This window comes from Trinickia sp. Y13, assembly GCF_029522115.1.
GTDB lineage: Bacteria > Pseudomonadota > Gammaproteobacteria > Burkholderiales > Burkholderiaceae > Trinickia.
In genome coordinates, this window is the sequence record NZ_JAKWFK010000012.1 from 18,083 (window position 1) to 39,800 (window position 21,718).

A 21,718-nucleotide genomic window follows, 5' to 3' on the forward strand; every position below is an offset into this window, starting at 1 on the left:
GGCCAGCCGGATCGTCCACGCACCCTATGCGCGGCCGTCCCTATTTTAGTCGAGTCGTTCATCGCCCTATGCCTGCCCTCAAAGTCTCCCCCGCCCAACGCGCCGATTTGCGCTCCCAAGCTCATGCGCTCAAACCGGTCGTGCTGATCGGAGCCGAAGGGCTGACCCCCGCCGTGCTCGACGAAATCAAAGTTCACCTCACGGCGCACGAGCTCATCAAGATCCGCGTATTCGGCGACGAACGGGACGCGCGTGTCGCCATCTACGATGAAATCTGCGACACACTGAGCGCTGCGCCCATCCAGCATATCGGCAAGCTGCTCGTCGTTTGGAAGCCCGAGCGCACACAGGCGGCCAAAACGGCGCCTCGCGCGGCAACGGGCAGCAAGGGTGCCGTCGCGGGCCGCGCCAACGCCACGACCGAGGGCCGCGCCAGAGGCGGGAGCGCAGGCACGAGCCGAGCCAAAGCCGCCGCCCTGCCTACCGCGCGCGAAGCAGCGGACGGCACACGCAAAAGTGGCGCCGCGCCGCGCATCGTCAAAGTGGTCAAGGTGTCGCAATCGAACACCGTGCGCAAGCCCAAGCCCGAGAAGGTGCTGGTTCGCGGCAACGAACGCGTCACGGCCGGCGGAACCGTCAAGCGCGCGAAAAAGCGCCAACCGAGCGCCAAGCGCCAGCATCAAAGCGTGAAGTGAGCATGAAGTGAGTCGCCCGCCGCGGCGCGGCCCGCGGGCGGCGGCGCCGGTTCATCCCGAATGAGCCGAGAGTCTACCGGGCTGCACGTCGCCTTCGGGCAGCCCCGCCGGCAACATCCACACCAATGCCACGCCGAGCAAGGTCTCGATGAGATAAAACACGCTCGCGATGCCATGCAGAAGCCCGAACCGGGCCGCGTAGCGTGAATGCTCTATGTCGAAGCCCGTTTCGCGCGCCGCTGTACGCAGCGCCTCCATGAACGGCTGCAGGCCGAAATACCCGATCAACACGCACAACAGCATACCGGCCACGAGCCAGCGCACGCGACGATAGCCGAGCGCGCCACGGCGCACCATGACATTGCCCAGCGCCAGCGACAATACGCCGCACGTCACACCGACGAACGCTTCGATCCGAAAGAGCCGCGCGGCGACATCGCCTGCCGTCGCACGTCCAAGCATGGCAAAAAGCGTGGGCGCGACGACGTAGCCGATCGTCAGCGCGCTGCCGACCCAGATCAGGACCAGCAGCCGAAACACGCGATGGGGAGCGGAAGACACGAGAGACCAGCGCCGACGTTCAGACGTAACGAACGGAGATGATTTCGTATTCGCGCACGCCGCTCGGGGCTTGCACTGCAGCCACGTCGCCTTCGAACTTGCCGATGAGGGCGCGTGCGATCGGCGAGCTCACCGAGATGAGACCGTGATCGATATCGGCTTCGTCGTCGCCGACGATTTGATAGGTGACCTTATCGCCCGAATCGAGATCTTCGAGATCTACCGTCGCGGCAAAAACGATGCGGCCTTCCGCATCGAGCGCGGCCGGATCGATCACTTGCGCAGCGGCCAGTTTCGATTCGATTTCGGCGATACGTCCTTCGATGAAGCCCTGTTTTTCCTTCGCGGCGTCATATTCGGCGTTTTCGGACAAATCGCCCTGGGCGCGCGCTTCGGCAATCGAATTGATGACGGATGGCCGCTCGATCGATTTCAAACGCTGCAGCTCGTCTCGAAGTTGATCGGCGCCCCGCCTCGTCAAGGGAATCGTGCTCATAGACAGATCAGTAAACAAAAATACGGCATTCAAAAAAGCACCGCGGTTAAGTGCATCCCACCGGATAGGACAACTTCGGCGGGACGCCGCTTAACCGCGGCATGTGGGGTGTGATGCGACCCCAGCTTCGATAGAGGAATCGAGCAATCGAAGGGCTAGTTTAGGCGAGCATGTAGTCCTTGTAAATCATAGACTTCCAAGTTCTTCAGGTAACGCAGCCCTTCGACCGCGGCGCGCGCGCCCGACATCGTCGTGTAGTAGGTCACTTTGTTCGCCTGTGCGCTCATGCGAATCGAGCGCGAATCGGCGATCGCGGCGCGCGTTTCGTCGACGGTCGTGAAGACGAGCGCGATCTCGCCGTTCTTGATCATGTCGACGATGTGCGGGCGGCCGTCCTTCACTTTATTGACGACCTTGACCGGCACGCCGGCCGCTGCGATCGCCGCCGCCGTGCCCTTGGTCGCGACGAGCGGATAGCCGAGCTCGTGCAACATCGCCGCCACCTCGACCGCCTTGTGCTTGTCGGCGTCCATCACCGTCAGCAGCACCGTGCCCGATTCGGGCAGACGCGAGCCCGCCGCGAGCTGCGACTTGAACAACGCCTCGCCGAAAGTCTGGCCGACGCCCATCACCTCGCCCGTCGAGCGCATCTCGGGCCCGAGCACCGGATCGACCGACGGGAACTTGACGAACGGGAACACGGCTTCCTTCACGCTGAAGTACGGAGGCTCGACTTCCTTCGTCACGTTCTGGCTCGCGAGCGTCTGCCCCACCATCGCGCGCGCGGCGATCTTGGCGAGCGGCAGGCCTGTCGCCTTCGATACGTACGGCACCGTGCGCGATGCGCGCGGGTTCACTTCGAGCACGTAGATGATGTCGTCCATCTTGCCGTTCGCATCGCGCACTTGCTGAATGGCGAACTGCACGTTCATGAGGCCGACGACATTGAGCGCCTTGGCCATCGCCGCGGTCTGGCGCTTCAGTTCCGCCACCGTCGCCTTCGACAGCGAATACGGCGGCAACGAGCAGGCAGAATCGCCCGAATGGACCCCCGCTTGCTCGATGTGTTCCATCACGCCGCCGATGAACACGGCCGAGCCGTCGGAGATGCAATCGACGTCGCATTCGATCGCATCGTTCAGGAAGCGATCGAGCAACACCGGCGAATCGTTCGACACTTTCACGGCCTCGCGCATATAACGCTCGAGATCGCGCGGCTCGTGCACGATTTCCATTGCACGGCCACCCAGAACGTACGAGGGGCGCACCACCAGCGGGTAGCCGATTTCGTCGGCCAGGGCCAGCGCTTCGCTCTCGGCGCGCGCCGTGCGATTCGGCGGCTGACGCAAGCCGAGTTCTTGCAAGAGTTTCTGGAAGCGCTCGCGGTCCTCGGCTGCGTCGATCATGTCGGGCGACGTACCGATGATTGGCACGCCGTTCGCCTCGAGATCGAGCGCAAGCTTCAACGGCGTCTGCCCGCCGTACTGCACGATCACGCCGAGCGGCTTTTCCTTGTCGACGATTTCGAGCACGTCTTCGAGCGTCAGCGGCTCGAAGTAGAGACGGTCGGACGTGTCGTAATCGGTCGACACCGTTTCCGGGTTGCAGTTGACCATGATGGTCTCATAGCCGTCTTCGCGCATGGCGAGCGCCGCATGCACGCAGCAATAGTCGAACTCGATGCCCTGCCCGATCCGGTTCGGACCGCCGCCAAGCACCATGATCTTCTTGTTCGACGTGGGCTGCGCCTCGCACTCTTCCTCGTAGGTCGAATACATGTAAGCCGTCTTCGTCGCGAATTCGGCCGCGCAGGTATCGACACGCTTATAGACCGGACGCACGTTCAACTCGATACGGCGGCGGCGCACATCGGCGGCATTCGCCTTCAACAGCTTGGCCAAGCGCCGATCGGAAAAGCCGCTGCGCTTCAGATACAACAGCTCGTCCTTCGACAGGCTCTCGAGCGTGCGCCCCGCGAGCGCCTTCTCGTTGTTCACGATCTCTTCGATTTGCGCGAGGAACCACGGATCGATCGCCGTTTCCTCGAACACTTCCTGAAGCGTCATGCCCAGACGGAACGCATCGCCGACATACCAGATGCGCTCGGGGCCGGGATCGCCGATCTCGCGCACGACTTCGTCGCGATCGGCCGTCTTTTCGTCGAGACCGTCCACGCCCACTTCGAGGCCGCGCAGCGCCTTTTGAAACGACTCCTGAAACGTGCGGCCGATGGCCATCACTTCGCCCACCGACTTCATCTGCGTCGTCAGGCGCGAATCGGCTTCGCGGAACTTCTCGAATGCGAAGCGCGGGATTTTCGTCACGACGTAATCGATCGTCGGCTCGAACGACGCCGGGGTCTGACCGCCCGTGATCTCGTTCTTGAGCTCGTCCAGCGTATAACCGACGGCGAGCTTGGCCGCGACCTTCGCGATCGGGAAGCCCGTCGCCTTCGACGCGAGCGCCGACGAACGCGATACGCGAGGATTCATCTCGATGACGATGACGCGACCGTCCTTCGGATTGATCGCGAACTGCACGTTCGAGCCGCCCGTATCGACGCCGATCTCGCGCAAGACGGCGAGCGAGGCGTTGCGCAGCAGTTGATATTCCTTGTCGGTCAGCGTTTGCGCCGGGGCAACCGTGATCGAGTCGCCCGTATGGATGCCCATCGGGTCCAAGTTTTCGATCGAGCAGACGATGATGCAGTTGTCGGCGCGATCGCGCACGACCTCCATCTCGTATTCCTTCCAGCCGAGCAGCGATTCTTCGATGAGCAGCTCGCGCGTGGGTGACAGATCGAGCCCGCGGCGGCAGATTTCCTCGAATTCCTGGCGGTTGTAGGCGATGCCGCCGCCCGAGCCGCCGAGCGTGAACGACGGACGGATCACGACGGGGTAGCCCGGGCCGCCCGTGAGCGCCATGATCTCCGTATGAACCTTGAACGCCTCTTCCATCGAATGCGCGGTGCCCGATTTCGCCGAACCGAGGCCGATCTTGGTCATCGCATCCTTGAACTTTTGGCGGTCCTCCGCCTTGTCGATCGCCTCCGGCGAAGCGCCGATCAGTTCGACGCCGTACTTGGTCAGCACCCCGTGATGATGCAGATCGAGCGCGCAGTTCAGCGCCGTTTGCCCACCCATGGTCGGCAAGATGGCGTCGGGGCGCTCTTTCTCGATGATGCGCTCGACGACTTCCCACGTGATCGGCTCGATGTAGGTGACGTCGGCCGTGTTCGGGTCCGTCATGATCGTCGCCGGATTGCTGTTCACGAGGATGACCTTGTAGCCCTCTTCACGCAGCGCCTTGCAAGCCTGCGCGCCCGAGTAGTCGAACTCGCACGCCTGGCCGATGATGATCGGCCCCGCGCCGATGATGAGAATGCTTTTGATGTCTGTCCGCTTGGGCATAACGCTCTCGCTAATGTCTTTCGTCTTTCCGATGTATTCGATGGGCGGCGGCGCGACCGTGCGCGCCGCAACGCGGATTCAAGCGGCGGCGCTGCCGCGCTTGGCGTCCATCAACGCCGTGAAGCGGTCGAACAGGTAGCCGATGTCGTGCGGCCCCGGCGACGCTTCGGGGTGGCCCTGGAAGCAGAAGGCCGGCTTGTCGGTCAGTTCGAACCCTTGCAACGTGCCGTCGAACAGGGAGATGTGCGTGACGCGCGCGTTCGCGGGCAACGTGGCCGCATCGACCGCAAAGCCATGGTTCTGCGAGGTGATGACGACGCGGCCGTCGGCCAGGTCTTTCACCGGATGGTTCGCGCCATGGTGGCCCGTCTTCATCTTGACCGTCTTGCCGCCGACGGCAAGCCCCATGATCTGATGGCCGAGACAGATGCCGAAGGTCGGCACGCCGCGCTCGATGAATTCCTTGGTGGCCGCGATCGCGTAATCGCACGGCTCGGGGTCGCCCGGGCCGTTCGAGAGGAACACGCCATCGGGATTGAGCGCCAGCGCGTCGGCCGCGCTCGCTTGCGCGGGCAGCACCATGACGTGGCAGCCGCGCTCGGCCAGCATGCGCAGAATGTTGTACTTCACGCCGTAATCGAAAGCGACGACGCGATACTTGGGCGCGCGCTGAGAGCCGAAGCCCGAGCCCAGGCGCCACTCCGTCTGCGTCCACTCGTAAGGCTTGGCGGTGCTGACGACTTTCGCGAGATCCATGCCGGCCAAGCCCGGGAACGAACGCGCGAGCTCGACGGCCTTCGCCTCGTCCGTGCTGCCCGCGAGAATGCAGCCGTTTTGCGCGCCCTTATCGCGCAAGATGCGCGTCAAGCGGCGCGTATCGATACCGGCGATCGCCACGACGCCTTCGGCCTGCAGATATTGGCCTAGCGTGCGCTCCATGCGGAAGTTCGAGGCGCGCGCGGGCATGTCGCGCACGATCAAGCCGGCGGCGTGCACCTTCGTCGATTCGACGTCTTCGGCGTTCACGCCGACGTTGCCGATGTGCGGGTAAGTCAGCGTGACGATCTGTCGGGCGTAGCTCGGATCGGTCAGGATCTCTTGGTAACCGGTGATCGCGGTATTGAACACGACTTCGCCGATGGTATGCCCGGCCGCGCCGATGGCATAGCCGCGAAAGATCGTGCCGTCGGCGAGTGCGAGCAGAGCGGGAGGGAAAGACGGCAACACGGGAAGCTCCTTCAGGAACACCGCGCGCCGACCTGTTTATCCGGCCATGCGAACTGTCGCGGCGTTCCTCGCACACGCAATCGACGAGCGATTGGCGGCGGCGCGGCGCAAGCTCGCAGCAGCAGCGTCGGACGGTCGGTGCTCGAGGCCAATTCCGCTGTCGGAAAGAAGACTCGGGAGCACGGCTCGCAACGACTGCGCGCGGCGGATGAACGGGATGAGTGAGGTAGGCGCTAGGGTGCGGGTTGGATAGTGCAAACTTTCAAATTATAGCTTGAAATGACCCTTCCCTTCAATCAGAAGTGATCCAGCCCCGCGCGGGCATCTGCGGCGGCCTGCATGCCTAGTCGGCAGCTACGATGCTACACCCGCCGGTAAGCGCCGCAAATTCGTGGCGCAGCAAGCCTCGGATGCGCGGGCATGCGCTGCGTCGCGCACCGCAAACAAAAACGCCGTCACTCGGTGACGGCGCTCGGAACGGCGAGAGGTGAGTCGGAGCATCAACCGCGCGCTGCCCCCGCAGCGCACAGCTCACCTCGCGACAAGCCGCTTAGTTCTGCTTGGTGCTGCGCGTCCCGGCCGCGAGCTTTTCGCGGCTAGCCGCGACCTTGGCCGTTTTGGCGGACGGCTTGGACGATCCAGCGCTTGCCTTGGCCGACTTCCCTTCGTGGGCGGCAGCCTTGACCACGGCCGTGCGGCCATGGTGTTTGCCGCGCTTGTCCGAGCGCGACTTGGGCGCGACGTTGGTCCTGCTCGCATCGATCTTTTGTGCGCGAGCGCCTTCCGGAATCTTCGTTGCGATGCGTTGCGGGCCGGGCTCGGCCGGGACGGACCGGCCGACCGGAACGTGAAGGACGATGACCTGCCCCGGCATCGCAATGGTACGGTGCGTCTTGTTCCACGCGTGCAGTTGCCAGATCGAGACGCCGTAGCGCGCGGCGAGCGCCGCCATGGTCTGCTTGCGGCGCACGCGGATCAACATCTTGCGCGTGTCGGGCACATCCGGTTCCATCGCCAATACGGCGCTTTCGGCGACGTCGGCGCTGATGTCCTCGTCGTCATCGTCGCCGCGCGGGACGACCAGCGTCGAACCGGGCTTCAGACGCATCCCCACCGGGATCTTGTTGACGGCCATCAGCGTGTGCGCGTCCACGCCGATTTTCTCGGCGAGCGCCTGCGGCCGCGTGCGTTCCGTCACGGTATAAGTGGTCCACGACGACAATTGGCCGTCGTAGGCTTTCAGGTTGCGCTCGAACGCACTCGCGTTATCGAACGGCAGCAAGATCTGCGGTTGCGTGGCGCCGAGGATCACCGGTTTCTTGAACGACGGGTTGAGCGCGCGGAATTCGTCCGTCGTCATGTTCGCGAGCTTCGCGGCGACGTCGACGTCGATATCGTGCGAGGTCGTCACCGTCACGAAGTACGGATGATTGGGGATCGACGGCAGGGTCAAGCCGAACATTTGCGGGTTTGCGACGATGTTCTTGACGGCCTGCAGCTTCGGCACGTAATTGCGCGTCTCGTTCGGCATGCGCAGGCTTTCGTAATCGGTCGGCAAGCCCGCCGCCTGATTGCGCGCAATGGCGCGCTGCACGTTGCCCTCGCCCCAATTGTAGGCGGCGAGCGCGAGATACCAATCGCCGAACATATCGTGCAAGCGCGATAGATAGTCCAGTGCGGCGCCCGTCGAGGCGAGCACGTCGCGGCGCTCGTCCTGCCACATGTTCTGCTTCAGGTTGTACGTGCGCCCCGTACCGGGCACGAATTGCCACATGCCCGCGGCCTTCGCGACGGAAAGCGCCTGCGGATTGTAGGCCGACTCGATGAACGGCAGCAGCGCGAGCTCGGTCGGCATATGCCGCGCCTCGAGTTCTTCGACGATGTAGTACAGGTACTTCTCCGAGCGCTCGGTCATGCGCTGGACGTAATCGGGGCGCTGCGCATACCAATTGGCTTGCATGCCCACGAGGTCGTTGTTCAGATCGGGAATTTGGAAGCCGCGGCGGATACGGGCCCAAAGATCGGTGTCGGCGCTGGTGAGTTGGTCGACCGAGCTTTTGTCGACGTCGATGGTCTGCTTGGCGGTGGTGATTCGGACGGTATCGTTGACGACGTTCGGCTTGGAAACGTCGGAGGTGGGGGCCATCGTTCCTTGACTTGCACATGCGGCAAGCATGAGAACCAATAGCGCACTGAAGATAAATCGCATGAACGTCTCTGCTTCCAAAGCTGGAAATTGCAGGCGATAGTACGAAAGCGAACGGCCTGCGTCAACTGGAATAACGGGGAAAAAACCTGTCAAATCCAAGACTTGCCGCATTTTCCCCATCTTTCTGGCGAAATTTGCGTCGCATGCAACCCTGGGCGAAGCCCCGCTTTTGACCCGCATCGCCCCACGAAAACACCGGCTTGCCACGTTTTTTTGCTTGAAAGGACGCTGTTTGGCCCATTCTCGAGAGAGATCGCCTCAGCGCCAAACAAGCTTGCGCGCCCTAATCGAATAAAAATCCCCCGACGAAAACAAATGCGCACTGCCGGACCCTCGTGCCGTCTAACGAAAGCGATTCTTCCATTCGCGCATCAGCGTGAAGGCGGTCAAGCGATCGGCCGCCGGTTCATGCAACGCTTCGGCCAGCGCACGTTGCACTGCCGGATCGCCCGTGCGCAGGAACGGATTGACCGCACGTTCGTGAGCGATCGTCGTGGGCAGCGTGGGGACGCTGCGCGCGCGCAGCGCTTGCGCTCGATCGCTCCACGCTCGCAGCCGTTCGTTGCCAGGATCGCAGGCAAGTGCGAAGCGGATGTTGGACAGGGTATATTCGTGGGCGCAGTGCACCTGCGTCTCGCCCGGGAGGGCCGCCAGCGCATCGAGCGAGGCGAGCATCTGCGCGGGCGTGCCTTCGAACAAGCGCCCGCAACCGCATGCGAACAGGGTGTCGCCGCAGAACACGTGCGGCGTTGCGCCGGGCTGCCCCTGCCCCGCTTGAAAATAAGCGATGTGGCCGCGCGTATGACCCGGCACGTCGATCACCTGCAATTCGAGACGCGGCGAGGGCAGAACGACGCGGTCGCCGCCCGACAGAGGGTGGGTGACGACGGCGATCCCTTCGGCGGCGGGGCCGTAGACTGGAATAGGGGTATCGCCTATGAGGTCCGCCACGCCACCGACGTGGTCGGCATGGTGGTGCGTGAGTAAAATAGCGCTCAGCCGCCAGCCTCGCTCGGCGAGCTGCGCCCTAACGGGGGCCGCTTCGCCCGGGTCGACGGCGACCGCATCGCGCCCGTCCGATACGAGCCAGATGTAGTTGTCAGCAAACGCCGGCACCGGCACGTATTCGAGCGTATTCATAGGCGACGCACTCATCACGATGTCTGATCGAACGATTATAGACTGGCCCACTTGGACCGAATCGCCGGCCGGCCGCTACGCGCTGGATTGGGAGCAGGCCCAGCTCGACGGCGTCGTGTCGGACGTATTCGGCTACCACGCGCTGCAATTGGGGCTGCCGCAGCTCGATGCGCTGCGCGAGAACCGCATGCCTTGCCGCGCGCTCGTGCTCGACGCCGCCAGCGGCGCGAGCGCGCCGTATACGTACCCGCCGTCCTCGCGGCAGCCGGTTTCGCCTCCGGCTCTGGCCGGGCTCGGGCCACGGCACACGCCGGCGGGCCGAACCACGCTTTGGTGCGATTTCCTCGACCTGCCGTTCGAAGCCCAGAGTGTCGATCTGCTCGTGATGCCGCACACGCTCGAGTTCACGCGCGACCCTCACCGTCTGTTGCGCGAGGCCGAGCGCGTGCTCGTGCCGGAGGGGCAACTCGTGATCCTCGGGTTCAATTCGCTGAGCTTGTGGGGCGCTCGGCAGGCTTTCGGCAAGATGACGGGGCGTCCGTTCGTGCCCGCGGCGCAGGATCTCATCGCTTTCACGCGAATCAAGGACTGGATCAAGTTGCTCGGGTTCGAGCTTGAACGCGGGCGCTTCGGCTGCTATCGTCCGCCCCTTGCCCGCGAAAACTGGCTCGAGCGCTTCGCTTTCATGGAAGCGGCCGGCGATCGCTGGTGGCCGATCTTCGGCGCGGCTTACATGGTGACGGCGGTCAAGCGCGTGCGCGGCATGCGGCTCGTCGGTCAGATCAAGGCGAAAAAGCCGGTGCTTGCACCGGGGCTTGCGCCGGCCGCGACGCACCAAACCCCTAACCCGAGACTATGACGTGACGCCCGAGTTCATCGAAATCTTTACCGACGGCGCCTGCAAGGGCAATCCCGGCCCCGGCGGATGGGGCGCGCTGCTTCGCTACGGCGCTCAGGAAAAAGAGCTGTTCGGCGGCGAGGCGAATACGACCAACAATCGCATGGAGCTCATGGCGGTCATCGCCGCGCTCGAGGCGCTCAAGCGCCCCTGCACCGCGATCGTCCATACGGACTCGCAGTACGTGCAAAAAGGCATCAGCGAGTGGATCCACGGTTGGAAGAAAAAGAATTGGATGACGGCGGCAAAGACCCCCGTCAAAAACGCCGATTTATGGAAGCGCTTGGACGAACTCGCGGCCTTGCATCAGATCGAATGGCGCTGGGTGAAGGGCCATGCGGGCCACCCCGAGAACGAGCGCGCCGACGCGCTCGCGAACCGCGGCGTCAGCGCGCTGGCCGAAAGCTGAAGATCTTCGCTGCGGTCGCCTTCGGCGCAGCCCGATGGCGGACGCGAGCCGTACCGTTTGCATCGCTTACACACGAGACAGAACTCCATGCGTCAAATCGTTCTCGATACCGAAACCACGGGTCTTAACGCACGAACCGGCGACCGCATCATCGAAATCGGCGGCGTCGAGCTCGTGAACCGGCGGCTCACGGGCAACAACCTGCACTTTTACATCAACCCCGAACGCGATAGCGACCCCGGCGCGCTGGCCGTGCACGGATTGACGACGGAATTCCTGAGCGACAAGCCGAAGTTCGCCGAGATCGTCGATGAGCTGCGCGACTTCATGCGCGGCGCCGAGTTGATCATTCACAACGCGCCGTTCGATCTGGGTTTCTTGGAAGCCGAATTTGCGCTGCTGGGCTTGCCCCCGTTCAACGAGCACTACGAGAGCGTGATCGACACGCTGGTGCAGGCAAAGGCCATGTTCCCCGGCAAGCGCAATTCGCTCGACGCGCTGTGCGACCGCTTCGGCATCAGCAATGCGCATCGAACGCTGCACGGCGCGCTGCTCGACTCCGAATTGCTGGCCGAGGTGTATCTGGCGATGACCCGTGGGCAAGAAAGCCTCGTCATCGACATGCTGGGCGACGCGCCCGCGCAAAACGCGCAGGCATCCACGCGCAAGACAGTCTCCTTCGAAGGGCTGGCGCTGCCCGTGCTCGCTGCCGACGAAAGCGAGCTACAGGCGCATGAAGCCTTGCTGAACGACCTCGACAAAGCTATCAAAGGCACGAGCGTGTGGCGACGCGAGCCGACGCCGGAGACAACGGCCGACGCCGCCACCGCACGAGCCGCATAAAAATTGCTTTACGAACCGCTGAGCGTCTGACATAATTCGAGGCTCTTCGGGTGGTTAGCTCAGCGGTAGAGCACTGCCTTCACACGGCAGGGGTCACTGGTTCGATCCCAGTACTACCCACCAGATTCATGGGTATGTAGGAAGCCCGAAGAATAAAGGCCCTCTGGCGAAAGCCGAGGGCCTTTTTCATTGATGTACAACGATTTTCCGTGCACCGAGCAGAAATGATGTTTTTCACGGAAAACGTGTGCATGAACCTCAAATCATGCTGCGTCCAGGTAACGCGGGCCCCGCCAGCACATCGACGCTTGCCGAGGCTGATCGTCGGGAGGCCGACATTTGAGTTCGGCATTGACGCATTCAGGGATGGCGAGTGCGTCACAGCAGTTCTTGGTTGCTTCGAGGCTACCCGCCGCGGCGCTGTTCACTCCGTCAACCCGTCCGCACCCGGCTCGATTTGCCCGAGTTCAGCCCCCGTCTCAGGATCGTGCGTACGATCCGACTTGAGCCGCCGCTTCATCTCGTCCAGCGTGGTTCGCTCCTTCTCGGTCAACTGCACCGCCGCGGATCCGTCGCCGCCGTCGACCGGGATCGGTGGATCCTCCACGAGCTTCAAACCGCGCCCTTCGTTCCAAGGCCCCCGTTCCGGCGGCGCCCCATGCGACATCTTGAAATAGGCATCGGCGTATTCGGGCTCCGGCGCGAGCTTGCCGGGCGGGAAGTTCGCAGAGATCGCATATAGCGCCTTCTCGAACGACTTCTGGTGCGACACCTCGCGCGTCATCAAAAAGCCCAAGGCGTCCCGCACGCCGGGATCGTCCGATACGTTGATGAGCCGCTCGTAAATGATCTTCGCCCGCGCCTCGGCGGCAATGTTCGAACGCAAGTCGGCCGTCGGCTCGCCGATCGTGTCGATGTAAGCGGCGCTCCACGGCACCCCGGCCGAGTTCGTCAGCGGCGTGCCCGCGCCATAGAGCACCTGCGTCACGTGGCTGTCGTTGCCCGCGCCGTTCAGCTTGCGATAAAGCTCGGCCTGCGCGTCCACGGCCTCCGCCAATTCACCCTTCGCGCCCCGGTTCAGCATCGCGACGATCGACCCGATGATCTCCAAATGACTGAGTTCCTCGGTGGCGATGTCGAACAGCATGTCCTTGCGCGCCGGATCCTCTTCGGTGATCGCCTGCGTGAAATAACGCATCGCCGCAGCCAACTCGCCTTGCGGCCCGCCGAATTGCTCCAGCAGCAGGTTTGCCAAGCCCGGGTCCGTGCTGCCGACGCGAACCGTGTATTGCAACCGCTTGTTGTGCACAAACATGAGACCCCCTTGTTGGTCGTGATGAACATCGTGCCGTCCGGCCACTTCCGCAACGACCATTCCCGCTCGTTCCCGCACTCCGGCTTCTCTCGCCGAAAAGGATGATCACGGTCGAGCTTGACATCGTATCTTTAGATATATATCTTTAGATACACATTCACTCCCCTCGAGGAGGCAGTCATGCGTCACCGTTTTCACGAATTCCAACGCGATCACGATTTCTCGGAGCTCGACCCGGACCACGGCCACAAGCACGGGCATCGTCAGGCTCACTCGCATTCCCGCGAGGCGGGTCTCGACTATGGGCACTGGTACGGCCCCCATGGCCATCACGGCCACGACGGTCATCACAATCACGACACCGATCGCCACGACTTCATCCACCGTCATGAGCGCCGCCGGCACGGGCGGCATGGCGAAGGGTCATTTCTGCACGAGCTTTGGCATGCCATTGGACGCCATCGGCATCGGCACGGCGGGGGCGGGCCGTTTTGGGGCGGTCGTGGCGATCGCGGCTTCGGCGACGACGACAATTTCACGCGCGGGCGCAAATTCACCGGCGAAGACTTGCAATTGATGTTGCTCGCGCTGATCGACGAAGCGCCGCGCCACGGCTATGAACTCATCAAGGCGCTCGAAACGCGATCCAACGGCTTTTATGCGCCAAGCCCCGGCATGGTCTATCCTGCGCTGACTTACCTCGAAGAACTCGGCTTCGTCACGGTGCAGCAAGAAGGCAACCGCAAACGCTACGAGATTGCGGAAGCAGGCCGGGCGCATCTCGCCGCCAATCGGAACCAAGTCGACATGATGCTCGCCAAGCTCAGCTACGTCGCACATCGGATGGAATCGATGCGGCGCGCCTACGCGGCGCAAGACGATGACGAGGGCGGCGCGTTGGGCGGCGATGCACGCGGCTGGCATCCGAAGCTGCACCAAGCGCGCTATGCGCTCAAGCTCGCGCTGTTACGGCGTATCGATGCGAACGAGGCGGAGCAGCAGCGCATCGCCGAGATTTTGCTGCGCGCGGCCGCCGAGATCGAAAGCAAGCCCGCTGCGGGTGCCGCGCCGCAAACCGAGACCGCGTAAGCGGTTGCGGCATGCACGCGCCGCCGCGCGCACGTTGCACGTCGAATGGTGCATGTTGCTAGCGGGCGGCGTCCGCTTAGGTTGCCGCTCTGCTTGCCGTGCTTGCGCGCCCCGCACGATACGTCTACTGCAATAAGGATTCGAATAACTATGTATGCAATGACCCTTGCGCGCGAGCGACGGCTGATCTGGCTGCTCGCGCTCGTGCAGTTCACGCTCATCATGGATTTCATGGTGATGATGCCGCTCGGCCCGCAGATCATGGGCGCGTTTCAGATCTCGCCATCGAAGTTCGCTGCAGCGGTTTCGGCCTATTCGTGGTGTTCCGGGCTGTCGGCGCTGCTCGCCGCCACCTACATCGACCGGTTCGATCGACGCAAGCTGCTGCTCGCGGCGTATCTGTTGTTCGCGCTGTCCAACGTCCTGTGCGCCTGCGCCACGAGCTATCCGCTGTTGCTCGCAAGCCGCGCGTTCGCCGGCGTCACGGGCGGCGTGCTCGGCGCGAGCGTCATGGCGATCGTCGCGGATGTCGTGCCCGTCGCGCGACGCGGCACCGCTACCGGCATCATCATGACGGGCTTCTCGATGGCAGCCATCGCCGGCGTGCCGGCCGGCGTGCTGCTCGGCGCGTACTTCCATTGGTCCGCGCCGTTTTGGCTGCTCGCGGCCCTCACGGTCACGATTGCGCTCGCCACCTCGCGCATCGTGCCCCCGCTCGCCGAGCACCGGGCCACGCGCGCGCCGTCGCTCGCGCAAACGCTTCCCGCGCTCGTCGATCTCTTGACCTCCGCCCGCCACCTCCGAGCCTTCGCGCTGACGTTCTTGATCATGCTCGCGCATATGCTCGTGATCCCGTTCATCTCGCCGATGCTCGTGGCCAATCACAGCATCCGGCCCGATCAGATTTCATGGCTCTATATGGCAGGCGGGGCGTCGACATTGTTCACGTCGCGCGCGATCGGCCGGCTGGCCGATCGCATCGGGCACCGTCTCGTGTTTCGCCTGTTCGGCGTGCTCGCGCTGGGGCCCGTGCTCGTCGTCACGCACCTGCCTAATGTGCCGTTTTGGATCATGATCCCGGGCTTCGCCGTCTTCATGATCATTTCGTCCGGACGCATCGTGCCCATGCAAGCGATCCTCTCCACCGTTCCGGAGGCTCGGCACCGCGGCTCATTCCTCAGCGCCAACGGCGCGGTGCAGTCGCTGGGGACAGGCTGCGGCGCGTGGCTGGGCGGGCTCATGCTATCGACCGATTCGGCCGGGCATATCGTCGGCTACGGCTTGAACGGATGGGTGTCGGTCGTGCTGGCGTCGCTGGCGTTGGTCTGGGTGGGCAGCGTGCGCAGCGCCGGCGCGCAGGACATGAAAGAGGAAGCGTCGGCATCGCAAGGCGCCGCGCCCGAATTGGCAGGCGAAGCGTAAAAGCGCAATGCGCGAGCCGACGCCTTCCTAAAAGGCATCGGCTCGCGCCCCGTCATCGCTCGCGTCCCATCCGCGTATGAATACGCTGCCGCTCGCTCATGCGCTACGCCGGCCGCCTTCTGCCCTCACCTCGTTCGGCGCTTGCGCGCAACGTGCGAGCACCGGGATCAGTGCTTGGCCCGTATGGCTCTCCGGCACGCGCGCGAGCGTTTCGGGATCGGCCGCCGCGACGATCGCGCCGCCGCCCGCCCCGCCTTCGGGGCCCAGATCGATGATCCAATCGGCTTCGGCAATGACATCGAGATCGTGCTCGATGACGATGACGCTGTGCTCCGCATCCACGAGCCGGTGCAGCACGCGAATCAGCCGCGCGACGTCGGCCATGTGCAAGCCGACCGTCGGTTCGTCGAGCACATACAACGTATGTGGCGCTTTTTGCCCGCGCCGGGTCACGTCGTCACGCACCTTCGCCAATTCCGTCACGAGCTTGATCCGCTGCGCCTCGCCGCCCGAGAGCGTCGGCGAAGGCTGGCCCAGCGTCAGGTAGCCGAGCCCCACGTCCTTCATCAACTGCAGCGGGTGAGCGATGCTCGGCATCGGCGAGAAGAAGTCCACGGCCTCGTCGATTTCCATCGTCAGCACATCGCCGATGTTCTTGCCGCGCCAAGTCACGGCCAGCGTCTCCGGGTTGAAGCGCTGCCCATGGCAGACATCGCATGGCACTTTCACATCGGGCAAGAAGCTCATCCCGATCGTGCGCACCCCCTGCCCTTCGCACGCCGGGCAACGGCCTTCGCCCGTATTGAACGAGAAGCGCGACGCGGCGTAGCCGCGCGCCCGTGCTTCGAGCGTTTCGGCGAACAGCTTGCGGATCGTGTCCCACACGCCGATATACGTAGCGGGGCACGAGCGCGGCGTCTTGCCGATCGGCGTCTGATCGACTTCCAGCACTCGGTCGATCGCCTCGAAACCCGTCACCGACGTGCAGCCTTGCCACCGATGCGTGACCTGCAACGGCGCGCGAGTCGCGCTCGTGCTGGACGCCGTGCGGCGGCTCGGCTGGGCGCGCTTCACAGACGAGCCCTGGCTCTCCTGTGAAGCACGGCGCGCGCGCCGAGTAGCAGGCGAGGACAACACCGAACGCCCCACTGCATCGAGCAGGTTCGTCATCAGCACATCGCGGGCGAGCGTCGATTTGCCCGACCCCGACACGCCCGTCACCGCAACGAGGCGCGCGAGCGGAATGCGCGCCGTGACGTTGCGCAAGTTGTGCAGCGAGGCGCCATGCACCGTCAACCATCGCTCGGGCACCGCAGCCTTCGCGTCGGCCCCCACTGCTCTGCGCGGCTGCAGCGGGTGAACGATCGGGCGCGCAAGGAATTGCCCGGTCAGCGAATCGGCATGCGCCGCGAGATCCTGTACGCCGCCCTCGGCAACGAGCCGGCCGCCGCGCTTGCCCGCCCCGGGCCCGATGTCGATGATGTGATCGGCCCGCCGGATCGTATCTTCGTCGTGCTCGACGACGACGAGCGTGTTGCCTTTATCGCCCAGCTGATGCAGCGCGTCGAGCAAGATCCGGTTGTCTCGCGGATGCAGGCCGATCGTCGGTTCGTCGAGCACGTAGCACACGCCCTGCAAGTTGCTGCCGAGCTGCGCAGCGAGCCGGATGCGCTGCGCCTCGCCGCCCGATAGGCTCGGCGCGGCGCGGTCCAGACTCAGGTAGCCCAGCCCCACTTCTTCGAGGAACCGCAAGCGGCTCGCGATCTCGCTCACGACGTCGCGCGCGATCTGCGCATCGCGGCCGCCCAGCTCGATCGTCTCGATCCATCGGCGCGTATCCGCCACGGTCCAGCGGCCGATGTCGACGATCGAGCGGCCGTCGAACTGCACAGCGCGCGCCGTTTCGTTCAAGCGCGTGCCGCCGCAGTCGGGGCACGGCGTATCGTCGACGCCCTCGATCTCCTGCTCCTCCGAAGGCAAGGTCTGCTCGCGACCGCGACCGTCGTCGGCGCCGAGCACGGTGTCGTCATAAGCGGCGCGCTGCTCGCGCGTCAACGCGAGCCCCGTGCCGACGCAACTCGGACACCAGCCGTGCTTGCTGTTGTACGAGAACATGCGCGGGTCCAGCTCGGGGTAGCTCGTCGCGCACACGGGGCAGGCCCGCTTGACCGATAGCACCTCGATCTCGCCGATGCCCGCCGCCGAGCGCTTCGCGGCAAGCGCATCGGCCAATCCATCGAGCGGCGCGAGCAGATGCACCACACCTTTGCCGAGTTCGAGCGCCGCATCGAGCGCGCGCCGCAACTCGCCTTCGTTGTCGGCGGACACGACGAGGTCGGCGACGGGCAGCTCGATCGTGTGTTCGCGAAAGCGTTCGAGCTTCGGCCACGGATCGACGCTGAGGAACTCGCCGTCCACACGCAGGTGCGTATGTCCGCGCGCTTTCGCCCACTTGGCCAAATCGGTATAGACACCCTTGCGATTGACGACGAGCGGCGCGAAAAAGCCCACGTGCTCGCCCGCATAGTTGCGCAGCAAGTGCGCGGCGATCGATTCGGCGCTCTGCGGCATCACCGGCGTGCCGTCGTGGATGCAGTGCTGAATGCCGAGCTTGACGTACAGCAACCGCAGGAAATGCCAGACTTCGGAAGTGGTCGCCACCGTGCTCTTGCGTCCCCCGCGCGACAGACGCTGCTCGATCGCGACGGTCGGCGGAATGCCGTAGACCGCATCCACTTCCGGGCGCCCCGCGGGCTGCACGATCGAGCGCGCGTAGGCATTGAGCGATTCGAGGTAGCGGCGCTGCCCTTCATGAAACAGGATGTCGAAGGCAAGCGTGGACTTGCCCGAGCCCGACACGCCCGTGACGACGTTGAATTTGCCGTGAGGAATATCGACGTTCAGGCTCTTCAGGTTGTGCTCGCGCGCGTTGACGATGCGCACGACGTCGTCGCCCTCCACCGCGCGACGCGAACGCGCCGCCGCGAGCGCCGATTGCAGCGGCATCCCGGCAGCGGCGGCATCGGGCCCGCTCGCGCCGAGCGCGTCGTCGTACTGCTGCAAAGCGCGCCCCGTGTGCGAGGCGGCGCAGGCTTTAATGTCATCGGGCGTGCCGGCGGCGAGGACCAAACCGCCTTCGTCGCCGCCCTCGGGACCCAAATCGACGATCCAATCGGCCGCGCGAATGACGTCGAGGTTGTGCTCGATCACGATCAACGAATGACCGCGTGCAAGCAGCTTGCCAAACGCACGCATGAGCTTGGCGATGTCATCGAAATGCAGCCCCGTCGTCGGTTCGTCGAACATGAACAGCCGCCCGCCCGGCGCCGCTTGCGCGCCGGCCTTGCCGCTCGTCTCCGCAAGAAAGCCCGCGAGCTTCAAACGTTGCGCTTCGCCACCCGAGAGCGTGGGCACCGGCTGGCCGAGCTTCACGTATTCGAGACCGACGTCGACGATCGGCTGCAGCACGCGCAGCACATCGGAGTCTTCGGCGAACAAGCTCACCGCTTCGCTGACCGTCAGCTCGAGCACATCGGCAATGGACAACGCCCGCGCCGGCGCGCCTCGTTCGATCGTCACATCGAGCACTTCGGCCCGATAGCGGCGGCCGTCGCAATCGGGGCAGCGCAGATAGACGTCGGACAAAAACTGCATCTCGACGTGTTCGAAGCCGGAGCCGCCGCACGTCGGGCAGCGTCCATCGCCTGAATTGAAGCTGAATGTGCCCGCCGTGTAGCCGCGCTGCAACGCGAGCGGCGCTTTCGCGAACAGCTTGCGGATCTCGTCGAAGGCGCCGACATAGCTAGCTGGATTCGAACGTGCCGTCTTGCCGATCGGCGATTGATCGACGAACACGACGTCGGCGATCCCTTCCGCACCGATCAAGCCTCGATGCGCGCCCGGCGTTTCGGTCGGACGGCCGAGGTAGCGTGCGAGCGCAGGGTGAAGGACGTCTTGAATCAACGTCGACTTGCCCGAACCGGAGACGCCCGTCACGCAGACGAGCCGCCCGAGCGGAATCTCCACCGTCACGTCGCGCAAGTTGTGCTCGCTCGCGCCTTCGAGCACGAGCCGCGGCGTCTGCGCATCGACAGGCCGCCGCGCCCAATGCGTGGCATCGGCGACGCGCAACCGCGCGCCGAGATATTGGCCCGTCAGCGTCTGCGCCAAGCGGATGTCCCCCGGCGTGCCGTCGTAGACGATGGCGCCGCCCCGCTCGCCAGGCCCCGGCCCCATATCGATGAGCCGGTCGGCCGCCAGCATGACCGATGGGTCGTGCTCGACGACGACGAGCGTATTGCCCGCGTCGCGCAATCGCCGCATCGCTTCGACGATGCGGTCCAAATCGCGCGGATGCAGCCCGATGCTGGGCTCGTCGAGCACGAACAGCGTCTTCGTGAGCGAGGTGCCGAGCGCGGTCGTCAAGTTGATCCGCTGCACCTCGCCGCCCGACAGCGTGCGGCTTTGCCGATCGAGCGTCAGATAACCGAGCCCGACATCGCACAGGTAGCGCAGCCGCGTGCGCACTTCGGCGACGAGCAGCTTCAAGGCATCGTCGAGCAGCGCGCTTGGCAGCGTCATTTCATCGAAGAAACGGCGAATCCGTGCGATCGGCAACAACATCAAGTCGTGCACGGTGAGCCCCGGCAATGCTTCGAGCTGAGCGCGCGTCCAACTCACGCCGCGCGGCATGAAGCGCGCATCGGCGGGGAGCACGGCGTCCGCATTCTCCTTGGTGCCGAGACGCCACAAGAGCGATTCGGTTTTGAGCCGCGCGCCGCCGCACGTCTCGCACGGCGTGTAGCTGCGGTATTTCGACAAGAGCACGCGAATGTGCATCTTGTAGGCCTTCGATTCCAGATAGTCGAAGAAGCGCCGCACGCCGTACCACTCGCGCTGCCATTGCCCGTTCCAGTCGGGAGAGCCATCGATCACCCAGGCGCGCTCGGCATCGGTCAGTTCGGCCCATGGCGTCGTCGTGCGAATCCGCGCGCGCGCCGCGTAGCGCATCAGGTCGTCCTGGCACTCCTTCCACGCTGGCGTTTGCATGGGCTTGATCGCCCCGCCCGCGAGCGTCTTGCGCACATCGGGGATGACGAGGCCGAGATCGACACCGATCACGCGCCCGAAACCGCGGCATGCCTCGCAGGCGCCATAAGCCGAATTGAACGAGAACAGTCCCGGCTGCGGATCGGCGTAGCGCAGATCGCTTTCGGGGCAGTGCAAGCCGGTCGAGAAGCGCCAGATGCGCGGCTCCGGCGCGGCCTGTCCATCGACTTCGCCCGCATCGTCGCTGTCGGGCAAGACGTAGATATAAACGCGGCCTGCGCCTCGTTTCAGCGACGCTTCGATCGCTTCGACCGCGCGCGCTTTCTCCACCTTGCTCAAGCGGAAGCGATCGGCGACGACATCGAGCACCTTGCGCGGCCCGGCCGGCGTGGTCACTTCGCGTTCTGCCTGCACGCGCGTGTAGCCGCTCGCCGATAGCCATTGCCCGACTTCGTCTGCGCTCGTCTGTTCGGGCAGCTCGACCGGGAACGTCACCACCAGCCGCTCGTCGCGCTGCGCGGTGCGCTCGAGCAGGGCGGCGTAGATCGTTTCGGGCGTGTCGTGGCGCACCGGCTCCGCCGTCGCCTTATCGAACAGTTGCGCGGCGCGCGCGAAGAGCAGCTTCAGATGATCGTTGAGCTCGGTCATCGTGCCGACCGTCGAGCGGGAGCTGCGCACGGGGTTCGTCTGATCGATCGCGATCGCGGGCGGTACGCCGTCGACGCGGTCGACTTGCGGGCGATCCATGCGATCGAGGAATTGCCGCGCGTAGGCGCTGAACGTTTCGACGTAGCGGCGCTGCCCTTCGGCATAGAGCGTGTCGAATACGAGGCTCGACTTGCCCGACCCCGAGGGACCCGTGACGACCGTCATTTCCCCGGTGCGAAGATCGAGATCGATGTTTTTGAGATTATGCTGACGAGCCCCGCGAATGCGGATGACGCCGGAAGTCATG

The 21,718-nt window shown here is 64.4% G+C and carries 14 protein-coding genes and 1 tRNA gene; 7 read left to right on the forward strand and 8 right to left on the reverse strand.

Annotated features, from left to right (window positions below):
* The first annotated feature begins 68 nt into the window (after positions 1–68).
* The gene (locus MMB74_RS19985; RefSeq protein ID WP_277430397.1) at positions 69–695 is read left to right on the forward strand and encodes a YhbY family RNA-binding protein; all 627 of its coding nucleotides are present in this window, start codon (positions 69–71) and stop codon (positions 693–695) included.
* A 51-nt stretch (positions 696–746) separates the two neighbouring features.
* Here MMB74_RS19985 and MMB74_RS19990 read toward each other — a convergent pair whose 3' ends face one another.
* The 6 genes from MMB74_RS19990 to gloB all read right to left on the reverse strand — a co-directional run bounded on the left by MMB74_RS19990 (position 747) and on the right by gloB (position 9,738).
* Entirely contained in the window at positions 747–1,256 is a 510-nt protein-coding gene (locus tag MMB74_RS19990; protein WP_277430398.1) for a DUF4149 domain-containing protein, read from the reverse strand.
* Positions 1,257–1,275: 19 nt separating this feature from the next.
* Positions 1,276–1,752: a transcription elongation factor GreA gene (gene greA, locus MMB74_RS19995; RefSeq protein WP_277430399.1), complete on the reverse strand. Its 477-nt coding sequence runs from the start codon at positions 1,750–1,752 to the stop codon at positions 1,276–1,278.
* Between the two features lie 155 nt (positions 1,753–1,907).
* Positions 1,908–5,162 carry a carbamoyl-phosphate synthase large subunit gene (carB, locus tag MMB74_RS20000; RefSeq protein WP_277430400.1) on the reverse strand — a complete coding sequence of 1,085 codons (3,255 nt, stop codon included), beginning with the start codon at positions 5,160–5,162 and terminating at the stop codon, positions 1,908–1,910.
* 78 nt (positions 5,163–5,240) lie between these two features.
* A complete protein-coding gene (carA, locus tag MMB74_RS20005) occupies positions 5,241–6,389 on the reverse strand; it encodes a glutamine-hydrolyzing carbamoyl-phosphate synthase small subunit (RefSeq protein WP_277430401.1) in 1,149 nt (382 codons plus the stop codon).
* A gap of 550 nt (positions 6,390–6,939) precedes the next feature.
* Positions 6,940–8,598, reverse strand: coding sequence for a transglycosylase SLT domain-containing protein (locus MMB74_RS20010; protein WP_277430402.1), 1,659 nt, complete (start codon positions 8,596–8,598; stop codon positions 6,940–6,942).
* Between the two features lie 342 nt (positions 8,599–8,940).
* Positions 8,941–9,738 carry a hydroxyacylglutathione hydrolase gene (gene gloB, locus MMB74_RS20015; RefSeq protein ID WP_277430403.1) on the reverse strand — a complete coding sequence of 266 codons (798 nt, stop codon included), beginning with the start codon at positions 9,736–9,738 and terminating at the stop codon, positions 8,941–8,943.
* A 19-nt stretch (positions 9,739–9,757) separates the two neighbouring features.
* Between gloB and MMB74_RS20020 the strand changes: the two genes are divergently transcribed.
* The 4 genes from MMB74_RS20020 (at position 9,758) to MMB74_RS20035 (ending at position 12,011) form a co-directional block, all read left to right on the forward strand.
* Positions 9,758–10,597: a class I SAM-dependent methyltransferase gene (locus MMB74_RS20020; RefSeq protein ID WP_277430404.1), complete on the forward strand. Its 840-nt coding sequence runs from the start codon at positions 9,758–9,760 to the stop codon at positions 10,595–10,597.
* A 1-nt stretch (position 10,598) separates the two neighbouring features.
* A complete protein-coding gene (rnhA, locus tag MMB74_RS20025; protein WP_277430405.1) occupies positions 10,599–11,045 on the forward strand; it encodes a ribonuclease HI in 447 nt (148 codons plus the stop codon).
* 87 nt (positions 11,046–11,132) lie between these two features.
* Positions 11,133–11,888, forward strand: a complete 756-nt coding sequence (dnaQ, locus tag MMB74_RS20030) for a DNA polymerase III subunit epsilon (protein ID WP_277430406.1) — start codon at positions 11,133–11,135, stop codon at positions 11,886–11,888.
* 48 nt (positions 11,889–11,936) lie between these two features.
* Positions 11,937–12,011 (forward strand) — tRNA-Val (locus tag MMB74_RS20035).
* Positions 12,012–12,312: 301 nt separating this feature from the next.
* On the opposite strand, the gene MMB74_RS20040 is transcribed toward MMB74_RS20035, so the two are convergent.
* Positions 12,313–13,203 (reverse strand): manganese catalase family protein, encoded by an 891-nt coding sequence (locus MMB74_RS20040; protein ID WP_277430407.1) that lies wholly within the window; start codon positions 13,201–13,203, stop codon positions 12,313–12,315.
* A 180-nt stretch (positions 13,204–13,383) separates the two neighbouring features.
* On the opposite strand from MMB74_RS20040, the gene MMB74_RS20045 reads away from it, so the two are divergent.
* Both MMB74_RS20045 and MMB74_RS20050 read left to right on the forward strand, forming a co-directional pair.
* A complete protein-coding gene (locus MMB74_RS20045; protein ID WP_277430408.1) occupies positions 13,384–14,292 on the forward strand; it encodes a PadR family transcriptional regulator in 909 nt (302 codons plus the stop codon).
* A gap of 150 nt (positions 14,293–14,442) precedes the next feature.
* A complete protein-coding gene (locus MMB74_RS20050) occupies positions 14,443–15,714 on the forward strand; it encodes an MFS transporter (RefSeq protein WP_277430409.1) in 1,272 nt (423 codons plus the stop codon).
* A 96-nt stretch (positions 15,715–15,810) separates the two neighbouring features.
* On the opposite strand, the gene uvrA is transcribed toward MMB74_RS20050, so the two are convergent.
* Complete coding sequence (gene uvrA / locus MMB74_RS20055) at positions 15,811–21,717, reverse strand: excinuclease ABC subunit UvrA (protein WP_277430410.1); 5,907 nt, start codon at positions 21,715–21,717, stop codon at positions 15,811–15,813.
* Between the last annotated feature and the right edge of the window lies 1 nt (position 21,718).